The sequence below is a fragment of the Amycolatopsis sp. lyj-112 genome, assembly GCF_046549055.1.
Taxonomy (GTDB): domain Bacteria; phylum Actinomycetota; class Actinomycetes; order Mycobacteriales; family Pseudonocardiaceae; genus Amycolatopsis.
The window spans coordinates 109,225-127,824 of record NZ_JAJPWS010000016.1 but is presented as its reverse complement, the minus strand read 5'-3'; the positions used below and the strand labels follow the sequence as shown (position 1 = coordinate 127,824).

At 69.3% G+C, this 18,600-nt stretch carries 24 protein-coding genes; 11 read left to right on the top strand and 13 right to left on the bottom strand.

Annotated features, from left to right (window positions below; translation table 11 throughout):
• Window positions 1-82 precede the first annotated feature (82 nt).
• The 5 genes from trpA to ACLJRL_RS35550 all read right to left on the bottom strand — a co-directional run bounded on the left by trpA (window position 83) and on the right by ACLJRL_RS35550 (window position 5,216).
• Window positions 83-874, bottom strand: coding sequence for a tryptophan synthase subunit alpha (gene trpA / locus ACLJRL_RS35570; RefSeq protein ID WP_410660753.1), 792 nt, complete (start codon window positions 872-874; stop codon window positions 83-85).
• Window positions 871-2,100 (bottom strand): tryptophan synthase subunit beta, encoded by a 1,230-nt coding sequence (gene trpB, locus ACLJRL_RS35565; protein ID WP_410660752.1) that lies wholly within the window; start codon window positions 2,098-2,100, stop codon window positions 871-873. Before trpB ends, trpA begins: the two co-directional genes overlap by 4 nt.
• Complete coding sequence (gene trpC / locus ACLJRL_RS35560; protein ID WP_410660751.1) at window positions 2,097-2,906, bottom strand: indole-3-glycerol phosphate synthase TrpC; 810 nt, start codon at window positions 2,904-2,906, stop codon at window positions 2,097-2,099. Before trpC ends, trpB begins: the two co-directional genes overlap by 4 nt.
• A gap of 191 nt (window positions 2,907-3,097) precedes the next feature.
• Window positions 3,098-3,610, bottom strand: a complete 513-nt coding sequence (locus tag ACLJRL_RS35555) for a Trp biosynthesis-associated membrane protein (RefSeq protein WP_410660799.1) — start codon at window positions 3,608-3,610, stop codon at window positions 3,098-3,100.
• 43 nt (window positions 3,611-3,653) lie between these two features.
• Window positions 3,654-5,216 (bottom strand): anthranilate synthase component I, encoded by a 1,563-nt coding sequence (locus ACLJRL_RS35550; RefSeq protein ID WP_410660750.1) that lies wholly within the window; start codon window positions 5,214-5,216, stop codon window positions 3,654-3,656.
• A gap of 96 nt (window positions 5,217-5,312) precedes the next feature.
• Between ACLJRL_RS35550 and ACLJRL_RS35545 the strand changes: the two genes are divergently transcribed.
• The gene (locus ACLJRL_RS35545; RefSeq protein ID WP_410660749.1) at window positions 5,313-5,918 is read left to right on the top strand and encodes a TetR family transcriptional regulator; all 606 of its coding nucleotides are present in this window, start codon (window positions 5,313-5,315) and stop codon (window positions 5,916-5,918) included.
• Window positions 5,919-6,104: 186 nt separating this feature from the next.
• On the opposite strand, the gene ACLJRL_RS35540 is transcribed toward ACLJRL_RS35545, so the two are convergent.
• The 5 genes from ACLJRL_RS35540 to hisF form a co-directional block, all read right to left on the bottom strand.
• Complete coding sequence (locus tag ACLJRL_RS35540) at window positions 6,105-6,692, bottom strand: hypothetical protein (RefSeq protein WP_410660748.1); 588 nt, start codon at window positions 6,690-6,692, stop codon at window positions 6,105-6,107.
• Window positions 6,693-6,793: 101 nt separating this feature from the next.
• Window positions 6,794-7,156 (bottom strand): DUF1304 domain-containing protein, encoded by a 363-nt coding sequence (locus tag ACLJRL_RS35535; RefSeq protein ID WP_410660747.1) that lies wholly within the window; start codon window positions 7,154-7,156, stop codon window positions 6,794-6,796.
• Window positions 7,153-7,515, bottom strand: coding sequence for a phosphoribosyl-AMP cyclohydrolase (hisI, locus tag ACLJRL_RS35530; RefSeq protein ID WP_410660746.1), 363 nt, complete (start codon window positions 7,513-7,515; stop codon window positions 7,153-7,155). Before hisI ends, ACLJRL_RS35535 begins: the two co-directional genes overlap by 4 nt.
• Entirely contained in the window at window positions 7,505-7,894 is a 390-nt protein-coding gene (locus ACLJRL_RS35525) for a hypothetical protein (RefSeq protein WP_410660745.1), read from the bottom strand. The genes hisI and ACLJRL_RS35525 overlap by 11 nt, the downstream gene beginning before the upstream one ends.
• On the bottom strand, window positions 7,891-8,664 hold the full coding sequence (gene hisF / locus ACLJRL_RS35520; RefSeq protein ID WP_410660744.1) for an imidazole glycerol phosphate synthase subunit HisF: 774 nt from the start codon (window positions 8,662-8,664) through the stop codon (window positions 7,891-7,893). Before hisF ends, ACLJRL_RS35525 begins: the two co-directional genes overlap by 4 nt.
• Window positions 8,665-8,702: 38 nt before the next feature.
• Here hisF and ACLJRL_RS35515 point away from each other — a divergent pair, with 38 nt between their 5' ends.
• From ACLJRL_RS35515 to ACLJRL_RS35480, 8 genes are all read left to right on the top strand, one after another.
• Window positions 8,703-9,305, top strand: coding sequence for a TetR family transcriptional regulator (locus ACLJRL_RS35515; RefSeq protein ID WP_410660743.1), 603 nt, complete (start codon window positions 8,703-8,705; stop codon window positions 9,303-9,305).
• A 10-nt stretch (window positions 9,306-9,315) separates the two neighbouring features.
• Entirely contained in the window at window positions 9,316-10,578 is a 1,263-nt protein-coding gene (locus ACLJRL_RS35510) for a phytase (RefSeq protein ID WP_410660742.1), read from the top strand.
• 103 nt (window positions 10,579-10,681) lie between these two features.
• Window positions 10,682-11,191, top strand: a complete 510-nt coding sequence (locus tag ACLJRL_RS35505; RefSeq protein ID WP_410660741.1) for an RNA polymerase sigma factor — start codon at window positions 10,682-10,684, stop codon at window positions 11,189-11,191.
• Window positions 11,188-12,189 (top strand): hypothetical protein, encoded by a 1,002-nt coding sequence (locus ACLJRL_RS35500; RefSeq protein WP_410660740.1) that lies wholly within the window; start codon window positions 11,188-11,190, stop codon window positions 12,187-12,189. Before ACLJRL_RS35505 ends, ACLJRL_RS35500 begins: the two co-directional genes overlap by 4 nt.
• Before the next feature lie 28 nt (window positions 12,190-12,217).
• On the top strand, window positions 12,218-13,141 hold the full coding sequence (locus ACLJRL_RS35495) for an NADP-dependent oxidoreductase (protein WP_410660739.1): 924 nt from the start codon (window positions 12,218-12,220) through the stop codon (window positions 13,139-13,141).
• A 116-nt stretch (window positions 13,142-13,257) separates the two neighbouring features.
• Complete coding sequence (locus ACLJRL_RS35490) at window positions 13,258-13,980, top strand: ABC transporter ATP-binding protein (protein ID WP_410660738.1); 723 nt, start codon at window positions 13,258-13,260, stop codon at window positions 13,978-13,980.
• Between the two features lie 7 nt (window positions 13,981-13,987).
• Window positions 13,988-14,722 carry an ABC transporter permease gene (locus ACLJRL_RS35485; RefSeq protein WP_410660737.1) on the top strand — a complete coding sequence of 245 codons (735 nt, stop codon included), beginning with the start codon at window positions 13,988-13,990 and terminating at the stop codon, window positions 14,720-14,722.
• 26 nt (window positions 14,723-14,748) lie between these two features.
• Window positions 14,749-15,135: a PPOX class F420-dependent oxidoreductase gene (locus tag ACLJRL_RS35480; protein WP_410660736.1), complete on the top strand. Its 387-nt coding sequence runs from the start codon at window positions 14,749-14,751 to the stop codon at window positions 15,133-15,135.
• An 86-nt stretch (window positions 15,136-15,221) separates the two neighbouring features.
• Here the strand turns inward: ACLJRL_RS35480 and ACLJRL_RS35475 are convergent, their stop codons facing one another.
• The 3 genes from ACLJRL_RS35475 to hisH all read right to left on the bottom strand — a co-directional run bounded on the left by ACLJRL_RS35475 (window position 15,222) and on the right by hisH (window position 17,040).
• Window positions 15,222-15,569, bottom strand: coding sequence for a DUF1330 domain-containing protein (locus tag ACLJRL_RS35475; RefSeq protein WP_410660735.1), 348 nt, complete (start codon window positions 15,567-15,569; stop codon window positions 15,222-15,224).
• A gap of 78 nt (window positions 15,570-15,647) precedes the next feature.
• On the bottom strand, window positions 15,648-16,385 hold the full coding sequence (priA, locus tag ACLJRL_RS35470) for a bifunctional 1-(5-phosphoribosyl)-5-((5-phosphoribosylamino)methylideneamino)imidazole-4-carboxamide isomerase/phosphoribosylanthranilate isomerase PriA (protein WP_410660734.1): 738 nt from the start codon (window positions 16,383-16,385) through the stop codon (window positions 15,648-15,650).
• 34 nt (window positions 16,386-16,419) lie between these two features.
• Window positions 16,420-17,040: an imidazole glycerol phosphate synthase subunit HisH gene (hisH, locus tag ACLJRL_RS35465; RefSeq protein ID WP_410660798.1), complete on the bottom strand. Its 621-nt coding sequence runs from the start codon at window positions 17,038-17,040 to the stop codon at window positions 16,420-16,422.
• Window positions 17,041-17,174: 134 nt separating this feature from the next.
• On the opposite strand from hisH, the gene ACLJRL_RS35460 reads away from it, so the two are divergent.
• Together ACLJRL_RS35460 and ACLJRL_RS35455 are read left to right on the top strand one after the other, a co-directional pair.
• Window positions 17,175-17,354: a hypothetical protein gene (locus tag ACLJRL_RS35460; protein ID WP_410660733.1), complete on the top strand. Its 180-nt coding sequence runs from the start codon at window positions 17,175-17,177 to the stop codon at window positions 17,352-17,354.
• 73 nt (window positions 17,355-17,427) lie between these two features.
• Window positions 17,428-18,600, top strand: a complete 1,173-nt coding sequence (locus ACLJRL_RS35455; protein WP_410660732.1) for an acyl-CoA dehydrogenase family protein — start codon at window positions 17,428-17,430, stop codon at window positions 18,598-18,600.

Here is an 18,600-nt window from a genome sequence, read left to right as displayed (position 1 = left end):
GGGGCTTTCCCCGCGTCAGACGCAGCAAAGGGGCCCTTCGCCGCATGCGATGCGGTGAAGGGCCCCTTCGGCTCACGTCAGATCAAGCGGGGGCGACGGTCTTTCGCACACCCTCGGACAGTTCGGCCGACAGCGCGCGAACCGCGTCCAGTCCGCTCGCCGCGGCTGTCACCAGGGCCGAGCCGACGATGACACCGTCGGCGAAACCGGCGACCTGGGCCGCCTGCTCGCCGGAACGGACACCGAGGCCGACACCGATCGGCAGCTCCGTATGCGCGCGGGTTCGCCGGACCAGGTCCTCGGCGTGCACGCCGACCGCGTCACGGGCACCGGTCACGCCCATCACCGCGGTGGCGTAGACGAAACCGGAGGAAGCCTCGACGGTCTTCGCGATGCGCTCCTCCGAAGAGGACGGCGCGACCAGAAAGATCCGGTCCAGACCATGCTGCTCGGACGCCGCCATCCACTCGTCGGCCTCGTCCGGGATCAGGTCCGGGGTGATCATGCCGAGCCCGCCCGCGGCGGCGAGGTCCCGCGCGAAGCGGTCGACGCCGTAGCGGTGCACCGGGTTCCAGTAGGTCATCACGACGGCCTTGCCGCCGCGCGACGACACCGACTCGACGACCTCGAACAGGTTCTTGAGCCGGAAGCCGCCGGAGAGGGCGCTCACCGACGCGGCCTGGATGGTCGGGCCGTCCATCACCGGGTCCGAGTAGGGCACGCCCACCTCGACCAGGTCGGCGCCGCCGTCGATCACCGCGGCCAGCAGGTCCTTCGACCCGTCGACCGTGGGGAAACCGGCGGGCAGGTACCCGATCAGGGCGCCGCGGCCCTCCGCACGAGTCTTCGCGAAGACGTCATCAAGGCCGCTCATGCGTTCTCCACCAAGCCGAAGTACTTCGCGGCGGTGTCCATGTCCTTGTCGCCACGACCGGACAGGTTCACCACGATGAGGCCCTCGGGGCCCAGTTCACGCCCGAGCACCAGCGTGCCGGCCAGCGCGTGCGCCGACTCGATCGCCGGGATGATGCCCTCGGTCCGCGACAGCAGCTTGAACGCGTCCATCGCCTCGGCGTCGGTCACCGGCCGGTACTCGGCCCGGCCGCTGTCCTTGAGCCACGAGTGCTCGGGACCGACGCCCGGGTAGTCCAGACCGGCCGAGATCGAGTGCGACTCGACGGTCTGGCCGTCCTCGTCCTGCAGCAGGTAGGTCATCGCGCCGTGCAGGTTGCCCGGGCTGCCCTTGGTCAGCGTGGCACCGTGGCGGTTGCCCTCGACGCCCTCGCCGCCCGGCTCGAAGCCGACGAGACGGACCGTCGGGTCGTCGATGAAGCCGTGGAAGATCCCGATCGCGTTCGACCCGCCGCCGACACAGGCCGTGACGGCGTCCGGCAGGCGCCCGGCCTGCTCGAGGATCTGCGCGCGGGCCTCTTCGCCGATGATCTTGTGGAAGTTCCGCACCATCATCGGGAACGGGTACGGGCCCGCCGCGGTGCCGAACAGGTAGTGCGTGGTGTCGGCGTTGGTGACCCAGTCACGCAGCGCCTCGTTGATCGCGTCCTTGAGCGTGCGCGAACCGGTCTTCACCGGGATGACCTCGGCGCCGAGAAGCTTCATGCGCGCCACGTTCAGCGCCTGCCGCTCGGTGTCGACCTCGCCCATGTAGACGATGCATTCCAGGTCCAGCAGCGCACAGGCGGTGGCGGTGGCCACCCCATGCTGCCCGGCCCCGGTCTCGGCGATGACCCGCTTCTTGCCCATCCGCTTGGTGAGCAACGCCTGGCCCAGCACGTTGTTGATCTTGTGCGAGCCGGTGTGGTTCAGGTCCTCGCGCTTGAGGAAGATCCGGGCGCCGCCGGCGTGCTCGCCGAAGCGCTTGGCCTCGGTGAGCAGCGACGGGCGTCCGGCGTAGTCGCGCAGCAGGCGGCGGAACTCGTTGACGAACTCCGGGTCGGTCCTGGCCTTCTCGTACTCGGCCGCGACCTCGTCGACGACCCCGATCAGGGCCTCCGGCATGAACCGTCCGCCGTACGGGCCGTAGTAGCCCCGCTCGTCCGGGTCGTGCTTGCCGTGCGGTTCCTCGGTGTACTCAGTGGTCATCGAGAAGGCCTCGGGCAGGCAGGGTGCGAACCGGCGGTCACGAGCTTGACCAGGGCGCCCTTCGGGTCACCGGAAGCGACGAGCCCTTCGCCCACCAGGACAGCGTCGGCACCGTGCCCGGCGTAGGACATCAGGTCACCGGGACCGCGGACACCGGACTCGGCGATCTTGAAGACGTCCATCGGCAGGCCGGGAGCCAGCCGCGAGAAGACGTCCCTGTCGACCTCGAGGGTGTGCAGATTGCGGGCGTTGACGCCGATCACCTTCGCGCCGGCTTCGAGGGCCGTGTCGGCCTCCTCGGCGTTGTGGATCTCGACCAGCGCCGTCATCCCGAGGGATTCGACCCGGTCCAGCAGCGCGATCAGGGCGTTCTTCTCAAGCGCCGCCACGATCAGCAGGACCATGTCCGCGCCGTGCAGCCTGGCCTCGTGCACCTGGTACGGGCTGACGATGAAGTCCTTGCGCAGCACGGGGATGTCGACCGCCGCGCGGACCGCGTCGAGGTCGGCGAGCGAACCGCCGAACCGCCGCTCTTCGGTCAGCACGCTGATCACCCGGGCGCCGCCGTCGGCGTAGTCCTTCGCCAGCGCGGCCGGGTCCGGGATGTCGGCCAGATCGCCCTTGGAGGGGCTGCGGCGCTTCACCTCGGCGATGACGCCGATACCGGACTCACGCAGTGCCGCGAGCACATCACGGGGAGGTGCGACCTGGGTCGCACGCTTCTTCACCTCGTCGAACGGCAGAGCCGCCTCGCGGACGGCGAGATCGGCGCGAACGCCGGCGACGATGTCTTCGAGCACGCTCACGCCGACACCTTCACCGCTGTCGTATTCACGGATTCCTTCGCAAGTTCGCTCACAAAAACCTTCCCCTTCCCGCCGAAATGATGCTAACCCCCGCACTAATACGGCCTGGTTCCGGGTATGTCCGTTACTCCGAATGCCAACCGTGTCATCTTTGCCGGGAAAGATCTCCGAAACCACGAATTACGCGGTCGTCACCGGGTCGCGGTGGGGTCTTCACCCTCGGACAGTGCCTCCCACAGCTCGGTCTCCGGATCCTTCGCGACCCGTTTCGACGCCGGCGCCGAGTACTTCGCGCCGAGGCGTGGCATCCGGCCCGCGCCCTTGATGGCTGCCAACCCGCCCGCGGCCACGAGAATTCCCCCGAGGATCGTCAGACCCCGGGCGCTCAGCATCTGGGCGACGGGCAGCCCGTCGGCGAAGCCGGCGAACGAGCCGCCCGCCACACCGATCCACACCGCGGCGACCCCCGCCACGGCGAGTACCACCCCGAGTACCCGGCGTGGCCAGCCACCGGTGGCGATCAGTCCCGCCGTGCCCGCCAGCGCCAGCAGCGCGAGCGGAATCAGCGCAACCGCACGTTGTGAACCGATTTCCGTGTACAGCACCGTGCCGCGCACGCCGCCGTCGCGGAACTCCGCGAACCACACCAGCTGAGAGGACCCCCACAACGCGGCCGCGCCCAGCAGCAGGCCCACCACGGCGATCCACAGTGGACGCTTGGCCTTCGGGGGCTCGCTTTTCGGGGGCTCAGACACGAGCGCTGTCACCCGCCAGGTCGAGTTCGTCCGCCGCGATCATCGTCTGCGCCGCCGCGACCGCGGAAAGGACGGTGCGGGCCTTGTTGAGCGACTCGGTGTCCTCGTATTCCGGCACCGAGTCGGCGACCACGCCGCCCCCCGCCTGGACGTAGGCGACGCCGTCCTTCATCAGCGCGGTGCGGATGGCGATCGCGGTGTCGGCGTCACCGGCGAAGTCGAGATATCCGACGACGCCGCCGTAGAGCGCCCTGCGGGTCGGCTCCAGCTCCTCGATCAGCTGCATCGCGCGGACCTTCGGCGCGCCCGAGAGCGTCCCGGCCGGGAAGCAGGCGGTGACCGCGTCGAAGGCCGTCTTGTCGTCGAGGAGTTCGCCGGTGACCGTGGAGACGATGTGCATGACGTGGCTGTAGCGCTCGACGCCGAAGAAGTCGACGACACGCACGGTGCCGGGCTTGCAGACCTTGCCGAGGTCGTTGCGGCCGAGGTCGACGAGCATCAGGTGCTCGGCGCGCTCCTTCTCGTCGGCGAGCAGGTCCTTGGCCAGCTGCGCGTCCTCCTCCGGGTCGGCGCCGCGCCAGCGGGTGCCCGCGATCGGATGCGTGGTCGCGCGGCCGTCACGGACGGTGACCAGCGACTCCGGGCTGGACCCGACGATGTCGAAGCCGTCGAGCCGCAACAGGTACATGTACGGGCTCGGGTTGGAGGTGCGCAGCACGCGGTAGACGTCCAGCGCGTCGGCCTGCGTCTCGATCTCGAACCGTTGCGATGGCACGACCTGAAACGCTTCGCCCGCCTTGATCGCCTCGACGGCCTTCTCGACCGCAGCGTGGAAGTCCGGCTTGGAGCGGCGCCGGGTGAACTCGGGCGCGGGGCGGTCGAAGACGGCGGCCGTGGCCGGAGCCGCGACGTGCAGCTGCTGGGTCATCGCGTTGATACGCGCCACGGCGTCGTCGTACGCGGCGTCGACCCGCTCGGGCGAGTCGTCCCAGTTGACCGCGTTCGCGATCAGCGTGACCGTGCCCTCGTGGTGGTCGAAGGCCGCGAGATCGGTCGCCAGGAGCATGGTGAGCTCGGGGATGTCGAGGTCGCGCTCGGCGAGTTCGGGGATCCGTTCGAGCCAGCGGACGGCGTCGTAGCCGATGTAGCCGACCATCCCGCCGGTGAGCGGCGGCATCCCGGGCAGGGCTTCGGTGTGGAGCGCGGCGACGGTCTCGCGCAGCACGGTGAGCGGGTCGCCCTCGGTCGGCAGGCCGACCGGCAGGGTGCCGGTCCAGACGGCCTCGCCGTCACGCACGGTCAGCGCGGCGGGGCTGTCGACGCCGATGAACGACCATCGGCTCCACGAAGCGCCGTTCTCCGCGGATTCGAACAGGAACGTGCCCGGCCTGTCGGCGGCGAGCTTGCGGTAGACCCCGATGGGGGTCTCACCGTCGGCGAGCACGCGGCGGACAACGGGGATGACGCGACGGCCCTCGGCGAGCGCGCGGAACTGCTCACGCGAAGGGCTGACCGAGCCGAGCCCCGACGGGCTGGCGTTTGCGGCGCTGACCATGTCGCTCATTGTGCTGCAACGGGCGAGCGGCACTGGGACCGGGGGATAAATTCAAGGATTGTTGAATTTATCGCCGGGTCCGTTCATGATGACGCCATGGCTGTTGACGACACTACCGGGCGCAGGCGGGGGCGAAGGCCCGCCGGGCAGGACACCCGCACCGCCCTGATCGACGCCGCCCGCGCGGTGTTCGGCGAAAGCGGTTTCGACGGCGCGACCGTACGAGCGATCGCGACCCGCGCCGGGGTCGACGCGGCGATGGTCAACCACTGGTTCGGCAGCAAGGAAGGTCTCTTCGCCCAGGCCGTCCTGAAGCTCCCGTTCGACCCGCACGAACTCCTCGCCACCCTGCGCGACGGCCCCGACGACGAATTCGGCCGGCGGATCGTGCGCACGTTCCTCACCCGCTGGGACGGCGCGGGCGGCGAAGTCTTCCAGGCGCTGGTCCGCAGCGTCGCCGGCCACGAACAGGCGGCACTGGTGTTGCGCACTTTCTTCCAGAACTTCTTCACGAAGATCATCGGCGAACTGGGCTCGGACCGCGTCGAACTGCGGACGTCACTCTGCGCTTCCCAGCTGGTCGGCATGGGACTGGTGCGGTACGTCGCGAAGTTCGAGCCCATGGCGACGAGTGAGATCGAGCCGCTGGTGACCGCGATTTCGCCGACGGTGCAGCGATATCTGACCGGGAACATCGACTGACTCGTGAGTGGTAATGACGGTGAGCCACGCTGGTGAGTGGGGAGGATTTGGCCGTCCAGCGGCCCAAATCCTCCCCACTCACCACATGCCGTACAGGCGGAGGACTAAACGCAGACGACCTTGATAGAGCTCAGGGCGTGGGTACACAAATGAGCGTCCGCTCTAACCGTCTTTACCACTCACGAGTCAGTCCGTGTCCGGCTCGATCTCCTTGACGGGCACCGCGTAGAGCGTGTCCTTGAAGAACCGTCCACGCGGGAAGATCACGATCATGTCCGTTCCCTCACCGCCGATGAAGACGGGAACCTTCCGGACCCGGGGCGCGATCCTCAGCGACCGTCGCGTCTGAAGCAGCTTGTAGTCGCCATCGAGAAAAACGTCGATCTTGGGGAACAGCCACCCGGGCCGCACCGTCGCCGTGGCCTCGCGCAGGCCGGTTTTCGAGGCGGAGCGGTTCCGGCTCCGCCAGAGCCAAGCGGCGCCCAGGCACACCGGAAAGCCCAGGAACAACAGCAGGGATGGCCCGGGGTTGTCGATAGCGATCTGACAGATGACGAAGAGAGCCAGCCATAACACCGACAAAGCCAGCGCACGTACCTCGAAGTGCGACAGTTTCTCGATCAGCGGGGCGGCCACTTCATCGTGCACCGTCTGCGCGGCAAGGCTTTTGATGGCGTCGACATCCGCTGACGACAGAGGACGCCCGGCGACGCGGGGAGGCCGTCTCGCACGGTCGCGGTCGGCCGATCTTCTCTTCCCTCGCCCCGGTTTCATGCACTGAGGTTAATCGGGAACAGCGACCTTTCCGGACAACGAGGTCCATCTCGCTCCGGGGCAACCGAGAGCCCCCGCCGCGCGTGCAAGTGAGCAGGTGCTCAGCCGGCGATCAGGACCGCGATCAGCGCGAGCGTCCCGGGGACCACCTGCACGAAGAAGATCCGCTTGCTCGCCGTCGCCGTCCCGTAGAGACCGGCGACGATCACGCAGGCCAGGCCGAAGATCTTGAACTGCCACGCCGTGCCGCCGGTCGCGATCAGGCCCCAGATCAGCGCCGCGGCCAGGAAACCGTTGTACAGCCCCTGGTTCGCCGCTAGCGGCGCGCTCTCCTTCGCGAACTCCTCGGTGGTGCCGAAGGCGGCGCGAGCGCGCGGGGTGGTCCACAGGAACATCTCGAGAACGACGATGTAGAGGTGGATCAGGGCGACGATCCCGACCAGGATGTCGGCGACGACGTTCACAGGGGCTCGCTCTCGTCGGCCAGCAGCAGCCGTTCGTCGGTGTCGAAACAGGTGTGCGTGCCGGTGTGACAGGCCGGGCCGGTCTGGTCGACGCGCAGCAGGACGGTATCGCCGTCGCAGTCGATCCGCACCTCGCGCACGTGCTGGACGTGCCCCGAGGTCTCCCCCTTGGCCCACAGTTCCTTGCGGCTGCGCGAATAGTAGGTCCCGCGCCGGGTGGTGAGGGTGCGTTCCAGCGCCTCGTCGTTCATCCACGCCATCATCAGGACGTCCGATGTGGAGTGTTCGACGACGACGGCGGCGATCAGCCCGTCGGCATTGCGTTTCAACCGCTCCGACAAGGCGGGGTCAAGCGTCATTCGTGGCTCCGGAAAGGTGCCGTTTCACCGGCATCGAGTTCAGCAGGACCGCGGTGTAGATGTATCCGGCGAACAGGACCCCGGAGAAGATCTTCACCCAGAAGAGTTCGGCCGCCAGCATGGACAGCGCGTGCAGCAGCGCGAACAGGAAGCTGACGCCGAAACCGGCGAACCGCGCCGACGACATCTTCAGCACCAGCCCCGCCACGACGAGCCCGCCGAGGACGACCGACGTCACCGGCAGCAGGAACGTCCGCGCGGTGGAATACGGGGCGAACATGAGGATCCCGGCCATCGCCACATAGGCGAGCCCGAGCCCGAGCAGCAACGCCGAGACGACCTTGACCTCGGTGGTGGCCTTCCACTTGCCGAGGATCATCGGACCACGACTCCCCCGGCGCGCAGGGCGCCCTTGACCTCGCCGATCTTCAACTGTCCGAAGTGGAACACACTGGCGGCGAGCACCGCGTCCGCGCCGGCCTCGACGGCGGGCAGGAAATGCTCGAGCGCGCCCGCGCCACCGGAAGCGATCACCGGGACGCGCACGGCCTTGCGGGCCATTTCGATGAGTTCGAGGTCGAATCCCGCTTTGGTGCCGTCGGCGTCCATCGAGTTGAGCAGGATCTCGCCGACGCCGAGTTCTTCGCCGCGCGCGGCCCATTCGACGGCGTCGATCCCGGTGCCGCGGCGTCCGCCGTGCGTGGTCACTTCGAAACCGGACGGCGTCGGGTCGGTCCCCTCCGGGACGCGCCGGGCGTCCACCGAAAGGACGATGCACTGCGCGCCGAACCGGCGGGACGCCTCACGCAGGAACTCCGGCCGGGCGATGGCCGCGGTGTTGATGCTCACCTTGTCCGCACCGGTGCGCAGCAGCCGGTTGACGTCGTCGTTCGTGCGCACGCCGCCACCGACGGTGAGCGGGATGAAGACCTGCTCCGCGGTCCGGCGGACGACGTCGAAAGTGGTCTCGCGGTCCCCGGAGGATGCCGTGACGTCGAGGAACGTGAGCTCGTCGGCGCCCTCGGCGTCATACAGGCGGGCGAGCTCGACGGGGTCGCCGGCGTCGCGCAGGTCGGCGAAGTTGACGCCCTTCACCACTCGGCCCGCGTCGACGTCGAGACACGGGATGACCCTGACTGCGACAGACATGGGCACAAGCGTAGTCAAGGGCGTTCTAAGCTCGCGGAATGGCACAGGCGGGGCGACGGCCGGGACAGACCGAGACCCGGGAGAAGATCCTCGACGCGGCGCGCCGGAGGTTCGCCGAGCAGGGGTACGACGGGGCGACCGTGCGCGGCATCGCGGCCGACGCAGGGGTCAACGCCGCGCTGCTGCACCATTTCTTCGGCACCAAGCAGCGGCTCTTCGCCGAGTCGATGAACCTGCCGGTGAACCCCGATGAACTGGTCCCGCGCATCCTCGACGGCCCCGACGACGAGATCGGCGAGCGTCTCGTCCGGGCGTTCCTCGGCATCTGGCAGGTACCGGAGGGCCGTGCGCCGTTCCTGGCGATGATCCGGTCCGCGACCACCAACGAGCAGGTCGCGACCATGATGCGGCAGTTCCTGGAACGCGCGGTGCTGGCACGGGTCGCCGAGGCGCGCGGCGTGCCGAAGGTCCGGGTGGCCGGGGTCGCCGCGCAGATGATCGGCTTCGCGTTGCTGCGGTATGTCATCGAGCTCCCGCCGCTGGTCCGCGCCTCGGAAGACGAACTCGTCGCGATGCTGGCACCGGTCGCGCAGTACTACCTGACCGCCGACGTTCACCGTCCGGACATCCCGCGCGGCTAACTTCCCCGGGATGCGCATAGCTGCTCTCCTCCCCCTTCCCCTGCTGGCGGCTTCCCTGCTCACCGGTGTGCCCGCCGAAGCGAGCCCTGACCCCGCACCCGTGGCGCAGACCAGGGCCTTCGTCGACGACGCGGGCGCGGACCCGGCGAACGCCGACGCCGACGACCCCGCGATCTGGGTCCACCCGAAGAACCCCGGACGGAGCGTCGTCCTCGGCGCGCTGAAGGAAGGCGGGCTCGCCGCCTTCGACCTGAAGGCACGGCAGCTCACCCACCTCCCCGCCCCGAAGGCCCCGGCCGACGGCGCCGCGCCCGGGCGGTTCAACAACGTCGACGTCGTCGGCGATCTCGCGGTGGTCAGCGACCGCGGCCGGGACCGCGTACGGGTCTACCGGATCGACCCGGCCGGGGCCGCCGCCGGATCGCGCGTGCTCGTGGATGTCACGGATCCTTCCGCACCACCGGTCTTCTCCGCCTCGGAGTCCGAAGTGGACGATCAGCGGACGGCGTACGGCCTCACCGCCGGGCGCGATCCGCGCACCGGAACGCGGTGGGTCGCGGTGACCCGGCGGCACGAGACCCGCGTGGCGCTTTTGCGCCTTGTCGACAAGGCGGGCGGCACCGTCGGCACCGCTCCGCTCGGCACGATCGACCTGCCCGCGTCGTTCCGGCTGCCGAACGGCAAGACCTGGTCGCCGTGCGGCGAGCCCGGCGAGGGCCCGCAGCTGGAGGGTTCGGTGCTCGACGTCGAGCACCGCGTGCTCTACACCGCGCAGGAGGACGTCGGCATCTGGCGGATCCCGGTGGGCGGCCACGGTTTCGGCCGGCCGGAGCTGATCGACAAGGTGCGTTCGTTCGGGGCGCCGCAGCGCTTCGACGAGGCGACCGAGGAGTGCGTCGCCGACGGTCCCGACCCCGGCTTCGGCGGCAAGTGGCTGACCGCGGACGCCGAGGGCCTGGCGATCGCCGCCGGGCCGTCCGGCACGGGCAAGCTGCTCGCGTCGAGCCAGGGCGACTCGCGTTTCGTGGTCTACGACCGCGCCGGCCGCAACGCCCCGCAGCGCGAATTCCGGATCGTCGCCGGCCGCGATACCGACTCGGTCGAGCACTCCGACGGCGCCGCGATCACCACCGCGCCGCTGGGCCCGCTGTTCCCGCACGGCCTGCTGGTGGTGCACGACGGCGAACGTCGTCCGGCCGCCACCGGCCCCTCGGGTGAGGAACTGGCGACGACCGGGTTCGCCTTCGTCCGGCTGGAGGCCGCTCTCCGCTGAGGCGAGCCAGTGATCATGTTCACCGAGAAAGTTCCGCTCCCGATGCATCAGCCGCCCGGGCCCGCGCGTCTTTAAGGTCGAGACCACCGGCTGAGGGGGACACGTGCCTGCGACCTTCGACGAGTTCGTCGCGGATCGCCTGGACGGGCTCCTGCGCTACGCGACCGTCCTGACCGACGATCCGTATCTGGCGCAGGACATCGTGCAGGAGGTGCTGCTGCGTGCTCAGCAACGCTGGCCGAAGATCGACTCGCCGCCGACCTACGTCCGCCGGATGGTGACCAACGAGTACCTGTCGTGGCGACGGCGCCTCGCCACCCGCCGGGCGGTGCCGTCGTCGCCGGAGATGCTCGATCTGGTGAGCCCGCCGGTCTCAGATCACACCCTCGAGTACGACGAACGCGAAGCGATGCTGGACAGGCTCGCGAAGCTCCCGCGCAAACAACGTGCCGCGGTCGTGCTCCGCTACTACGAGAACTACTCCGACGAGGAGATCGGCGCGGTACTCCGCTGCGCGACGTCGACCGTGCGCAGCCAGATCTCGCGCGCGCTCACGACGCTGCGGGAAACCGGCCCCGCCACACCCGCACAGCCCACGGGAGCCCGGAAATGACCCGACTGAGTGATGACAACACCGAGGACCTGATCCGGGAGAGCCTCGAACACCTGGCGACGCGGGCGCCCGACGGGGCCCAGATCCGCGACGCGCTGACCCGGCGATCGCGAAGCCGGCCGAAAATGGCCCTGGCACTGGTCGCGGCGGCGGTCGCGATCATCGCGCTCGGCGTTCCGCTGGGCCTGCGGGCCTACACCTCGATTCCCCCGGCGTCGCAGCGCAACGCCGATTGGGCGGTACTGCCGTACAAACCCGGCTGGCTCCCCGACGGTTTCACGGAGTCGAGCCGGGGTGCGAGACCTTATCCCGCACCTCAGGAGAGGACCTGGATCGGCCCGGAGATGGGCAACCTCCAGCTGATCAGCACACCGCTGAGCGACGAGCGATCCGGACCGTGGACGATCGCGCCCGCGCCGAACCAGATCATCGTGCACGGCAAGGTCGGTATGGCCGCCGAGGTCTACGGCCAGGGGATGATGCTGACCTGGTCTCCCGACGACGTCTACCTGCTGAGCTTGACGTTGTTCAACGTCAAGGATCCGCGCGCGGTCGGTGAACGGATCGCCGAAGCGATGGTCCCGGACGGCCGCGCCCGGGTCTCGGGTGAGCTGCGGTTCGGCCGGCTGCCCGCCGACCTGGAGCTGTCGGGGGTCAAGACGTTCATGAAGATCACCGGGGGCGCGACCGAACTGGAAGCCACTCGTGCCGGGCAGCCCACCGCGGCGGCGGTCGTCACGGCGTCGCTCAGCGGCGAACCGCCGGCCACGGACGGCGCGACACCGGTCCCCCTCAAGGTCAGAGGTCTCGACGGGGCCTACCTCCCGGAGCGGGAAGGGCGGCTCGGACATCAGAACGGAGCGATAGCGGTCCGGCTCGAAGGCGGGCGCTGGCTCACCGTGTCAGGCAAACGGGACCAGGCCACCCTGTTCGACATCGCCGACAGCCTGCAGGTCATCCCCGGCGACTACGGCTGGGTCGGGAAACCGCCGGAATAGGGGCGGGCGGGCGGGGGTTGTCGACGGCATGACGGACACCTACCGCTCCATCGCGTTCACCGAGTACGGCGACTCCGGGGTACTGAAAGTCCTCGAACGGGAGATCCCCGAGCCCGGCCCCGGCCAGGTCCGGGTCGCCGTCCAGGCCGCGGGGGTGAACCCGTTCGACTGGAAGGTCCGCTCCGGGCTGATGGCCGGGATGGTCACGACCGACTTCCCCGCCGTCCCCGGCGGGGACATCGCCGGCGTGGTCGACGCCGTCGGTGAAGGGGTGTCCGAGTTCGCCGTGGGCGACGAAGTCCTCGGTTCCGGCAACGGCGGGTACGCGGAGTTCGTGCTCGCGAATCCGGCGAGCCTGGTCCGCAAGCCCGACGCGCTGTCCTGGGAGCTGGCCGCGGCCCTGCCCTCCGTCGTCAACACCGCTTACCGGGGACTCAACCTGCTGAAGCTGAGCGAAGGCGAGACCCTGCTCATCGACGGCGCCGCGGGCGGTGTCGGCACCATCGCCGTCCAGCTCGCCGTCGCCCGCGGGATCACCGTCGTCGGCACGGCGAGCGAAGGGAACCACGACTACCTGCGTTCCCTGGGAGCCGTTGCCGTCCAGTACGGCGAAGGACTCGAAGACCGCGTTCGCACCGTCGCGCCCCAGGGCGTCGACGCATCCCTCGACGCCTCCGGCCGCGGCTCGCTGGCCACGCTGGTCGTGCTGACCGGCGGCCCGGAACGCGTCGTCACCATCGCGGCCCCGGACGCGGCCGACCACGGCGTCCACTTCACCACCGGCAGCGCGGCCGAGCAGGTTCCCGGCTCGCTGGCCGACGGCGCCGCGCTCGCCGCAGAAGGCAAGCTCGACGTGCCGATCGCCCGGGTCTACCCGCTCGCCGAAGCGGCCGCCGCCCAGGACGAAAGCGAAGCGGGCCACGTCCGGGGCAAGCTCGTCCTGGTGCCTTGAGCCTCAAAGCGCGTGAGGGCCACCCTCAGGGACTCTGAGTCCCTGAGGGTGGCCCTCACGCGTCTACCGGAGCTCACCCTTGACGCGCGGTTCTCAACGGGCGCAGAATTAAACGCATGACTAATTCTGCGCTCTCCGTGGCCGGGCTGCGGGTCGTCCGCGGTGGCCGGGAGGTCGTCAAGGACATCGGGTTCGAGACGCCGCGCGGCCGCATCACCGGCCTGCTCGGGCCGAGCGGCTGCGGCAAGACCACGCTGATGCGCGCGATCGTCGGCGTGCAGATCGTCGCGAGCGGCGAGGTCACCGTGCTCGGCCATCCGGCGGGCAGCCCGCCGCTGCGCCGCATGATCGGGTACGCGACCCAGAATCCGGCCATCTACGCCGATCTCACCATCACGGAAGCCTTGCGCTACTTCGCTTCCGTGCTGCGCGCGCCGACGTCCGATGTGGACAGGGTGATCGCCGAGGTCGGGCTCACCGACCACGCCGGCAAGCTCGTCGGCTCACTTTCCGGCGGCCAGCACAACCGCGCCAACCTCGCCGTCGCGCTGCTCGGCAAACCCGAACTGCTCGTCCTCGACGAGCCGACCGTGGGCCTCGATCCCGTGCTGCGCGACGAACTCTGGACGCTGTTCCGCCGTCTCGCCGACGGCGGGGCGACCCTGCTGGTGTCCAGTCACGTCATGGACGAGGCCGCCCGCTGCGACCGGCTGCTGCTCATGCGCGAGGGCCGCATCCTCGCCGACGACACCCCGGCCGGGCTGCGCGAGCGCACCGGCACGACCGATCTGGAACAGGCTTTCCTGCGGCTGGTCCGGGCTGTGCGGAATTCCAGGTGACCCCGTCATGAACCCCACGCTGACCCTGGCCACGGCCCGCCGCATCCTCACCCAGCTGAGACACGATCCGCGCACCGTCGCGATGCTCATCGTGGTCCCGTCACTGCTGATGGTGCTGCTGCGCTTCGTCTTCAACTCCGAAGCGGTGTTCAGCCGCGTCGCGCCCGCGCTGCTCGGCGTCTTCCCGTTCCTGATCATGTTCCTGATCACCTCGATCACCACACTGCGTGAACGCACCACGGCGACCCTGGAACGCCTGATGACCCTGCCGATCGGCAGGCTGGACCTGCTCTTCGGGTACGCGATCGCGTTCGGCTCGATCGCCGTCGTGCAGGTCGGCATCGCGGCCGGGGTCTCGCTGGCCTGGCTCGGCCTCGACATCGCCGGTTCGATCGGGATGCTGCTGCTCATCGCCGTCCTCGACGCCCTGCTCGGAATGGCGCTCGGCTTGTTCGTGAGCGCGTTCGCGCGCACGGAGTTCCAGGCGGTGCAGTTCATGCCGGTGTTCGTGCTGCCGCAGATCCTGTTGTGCGGGCTGTTCGTGCCGCGCGGCGAGATGGGCTGGCTGCTGAACTGGCTGTCCGACGTGATGCCGCTGTCCTACGCCGTCGAGGCGCTCACTCGCGTCACCACTTCGGGCACCGTGGACGCCACCCTGATCCGGAACCTGATCATCGTCGGAGCTTGCGCGTTGGCGGCACTGGTCCTCGGCGCGGCCACGCTGCGCCGTCGAACGCCCTAGTCTGTCGAACACCGTAAACTCTCCACATGGGATCGGAGTTCGAGCGGCTCGCCGCCGAGAAGTACGTCGTCCTGACCACCTTCCGCAAGAACGGCACCCCGGTGCCGACACCGGTCTGGGCCGCGGGCGACGGCGGTGAACTGGTGCTCTGGTCCGAGCGGAAAGCGGGCAAGGTCAAGCGCATCCGCAACAGCGGCCGCGTCAAGGTCCAGGCCTGCGACCTTCGAGGTAAGCAGACCCACGGCGACGTCGTGTCCGGCGAAGCGCGGCTGCTCGACCTCGACGCCACCGAACACGTGCGCAAGGCGATCGCGCGGAAGTACGGGATCACCGGACGGGTGACGATGTTCTTCAGCAAGCTGCGGGGACCGAAGGACCGGACGGTGGGGATCGCGGTCAAGCTGGCCGAGTAGGCGGCGCTCTCACGAAGTGTCATGAAAGGGTCTTTCAGGACAAATTTCGTCCTGAAAGACCCTTTCATGACACACCCCACGCGCACTCAAACCGCCTGCAGCGCCCGCAACCCCGCCGCCATCGCCGCCGAGTCGTGCTCCGGCCCGCAGCCCTCGATCAGGATCAGGTCGCCCGGCATGTGGTCCGCCCGCAGGTGCACGATCTCCTGGTAAGCGGGCGAGTCGTACCATTCGCGGGCCACTTCGAGGCTGGGGAATTCGATCATCACCAGCGCACCCGGCCACTCCCCCTCGACGACCTGCGGCGCGGCTCCGTGCACGAGGAACTTGCCACCGAAGGGGTCGAGTGTGGCTTGGATGCGCTCCATGTACTCGAAGACCTCTTCCGCCAGCACGTCGGCGGGGCGAAGGTGGGCGATTCCGTAGGCGGTCATGGTGTCCCTCCAGGTTTGGTGTCTGGAAGGAATCCTGACCGAGCGCGAGCGGCGCGTCGATTACCCCGGAGGTAAAGCTCAGAACTCCGCGACGGCCGCGAGCGCCTCGGGCAGGGTGAACGCGCCGGCGTAGAGCGCCTTGCCGACGATCGAACCTTCGACGCCGTCGCGCGCCAGCGCGGCCAGTGCCCGCAGGTCGTCCACACTGGACACACCGCCGGAGGCGATGACCGGCGCGTCGGTGCGGGCGGCGACCTCACGGAGCAGCTCGATGTTCGGGCCCTGGAGGGTGCCGTCCTTGCTCACGTCGGTGACGACGTAGCGCTGCGCGCCATCGCGGTCGAGGCGGTCGAGGACCTCCCAGAGGTCACCGCCGTCCTGCGTCCAGCCGCGGGCGGACAGCCGGTGCCCTGCCTCGGTGATCCGCACGTCGAGCCCGATGGCGACGCGGTCGCCGTAGGAGGAGACGACCTTCGCGGTCCACGCGGGGTCTTCCAGCGCGGCGGTGCCGAGGTTGACCCGGCGGGCGCCGGTGGCCAGGGCGGCCTCCAGCGAAGCGTCGTCGCGGATGCCGCCGGAGATCTCCACCTGGACGTCCAGTTTGGCGACGACCTCGGCGAGCAGCTCGCGGTTGGAGCCCTTGCCGAAGGCGGCGTCGAGGTCCACCAGATGGATCCACTCCGCCCCGTCGCGCTGCCAGGCGAGCGCCGCCTCCAGCGGGCTGCCATAGGAGGTTTCGGTGCCGGCCTCGCCCTGGACGAGTCGGACGGCCTGGCCATCGGCCACATCAACGGCGGGAAGGAGCGTGAAAGTCACGGGCCACACTCTAAGCGGTGCCCGGATCAGGGCTTTAGAGGGTCTGCAGCCAGTTGCGGAGCAGGTGGGCGCCGGCGTCCCCGGACTTCTCCGGGTGGAACTGGGTGGCCCACAGCGACCCGTTTTCGACCGCGGCGACGAAGTCCTGGCCGTGGTTGGCCCAGGTCACCTTCGGCTGCTGCCCGGCCAGGCCGGAGTCCAGTTCCCAGGTCCGCGCCGCGTAGGAGTGCACGAAATAGAACCGGGCGTCGGCGTCGAGACCGGCGAACAACTGCGAGTCCTCGGGCGCCCGGACGGTGTTCCAGCCCATGTGGGGCAGCACGTCGGCTTCCAGCCGGTCGACCGTGCCCGGCCACTCGCCCGTGCCCTCGGCCTCCACGCCGTGTTCGACGCCGCGTTCGAAGAGGATCTGCATGCCGACGCAGATGCCCAGCACGGGCCGGCCACCGGCGAGACGCTTGCCGATGATCTTCTCCCCCGACACCGAGCGCAGGCCCTCCATGCAGGCGGAGAAGGCGCCGACACCCGGTACGACCAGGCCGTCGGCTTCGAGCGCGGCATGGGGATCGGCGGTGACCTCGACGTCGGCGCCGGAACGCTGAACCGCGCGTTCGGCGGACCGGAGATTGCCGGACCCGTAGTCCAGGATCACCACACGAGGAGTAGCCACGCCGTTCAGGTTAGCGGACGAGAATTTCACCCGATTCCCTGTTTCGACCGCCACTCTTCTGGGTAGTTCCCAGCCGAGTGACGGGCCGTCGCGGGACCGCCTGCGCTTCTGGAGGAACGATGCGGGATGCCGACGAACTGACCTGCCTGCTTCGCGCCTGGCGCGACGACATCGACAGCGTCCCCATCCCGACGTTCGCCGAGTTGCTCATCCCCGCCCAGAAGCAGCGGTCCGCGCCCGGCATGGCGGCGTCGGCATCGGTTCAGGTGACGAAGACCACCGGATGGCCCGATCGTTGACACCCGACTCCGGTCTCGTGTGTGGTTTTCTTCGTAGAGCCACGTCCCACCGAGCCCGCCCAGGAGTGACCGCATGAGCACCAGCCCGGACCCGCGCGATTTCCTCGATCTCGACGCCGAACTCTCCGCCGAGGACCGGGCCATGCGGGACGCTGTCCGCGCCTACGCGCAGGACCAGCTCCTTCCGAACATCGCCGACTGGTACGAAACCGGCAACCTTCCCGCCGCCGACCTCGCCAAGGGGTTCGGCGAGCTAGGCCTGCTGGGCATGCACCTCGAAGGTTACGGCTGCGCCGGGACCAGCGCGGTCGCCTACGGCATCGCGTGCCGCGAACTCGAGGCCGTCGACTCCGGGCTGCGCAGCTTCGTCTCGGTGCAGGGCTCGCTGGCGATGTACGCGATCCACAAGTGGGGCACCGAAGAACACAAGCAGGAGTGGCTGCCGCGGATGGCCGCGGGCGAGGCGCTCGGCTGCTTCGGGCTGACCGAACCGGACGCCGGCAGCGACCCGGGCAGCATGCGCACCCGCGCGGTGCGCGACGGCTCGGACTGGGTGCTGAGCGGCACGAAGATGTGGATCACCAACGGAACCGTCGCCGACGTCGCGGTCGTCTGGGCCCAGACCGACGAGGGCGTGCGCGGCTTCGTCGTCCCCACCGGCACGCCGGGCTTCACCGCGAACGAGGTCAAGCACAAGCTTTCGCTGCGGGCGTCGCTGACCGCCGAACTCGTGCTCGACGGCGTCCGCCTGCCCGATTCGGCGGCGTTCCCCGAGGTCCGCGGCCTGCGCGGGCCGCTGTCCTGCCTGAACGAAGCGCGCTACGGGATCCTGTTCGGCGTCGTCGGCGCCGCTCGTTCCTGCTACGAATCCGCGCTCGAGTACACGCTCAGCCGTGAGCAGTTCGGCAAACCGCTGGCCGGTTTCCAGCTGACCCAGCGCAAGCTCGCCGACCTGCTGGTCGAGGTCAACCGCTCCGGGCTGGTCGCGCTGCGCATCGGGCGGCTCAAGGACGCCGGCACGCTGCACCACAACCACGTCAGCTTCGGCAAGCTCGCCAACGTCCGGTCCGCCCTGGAGGTCTCCAGGACCGCACGCGCGATGCTCGGCGCCAACGGGATCTCGCTGGAATACCCGGTGATGCGGCATATGTCGAACCTGGAAACCGTGCTGACCTACGAAGGCACCGAGGAAATGCACGCGCTCTCGCTCGGCCAGGCCGTCACCGGGCTCGCCGCCTTCCGCTGA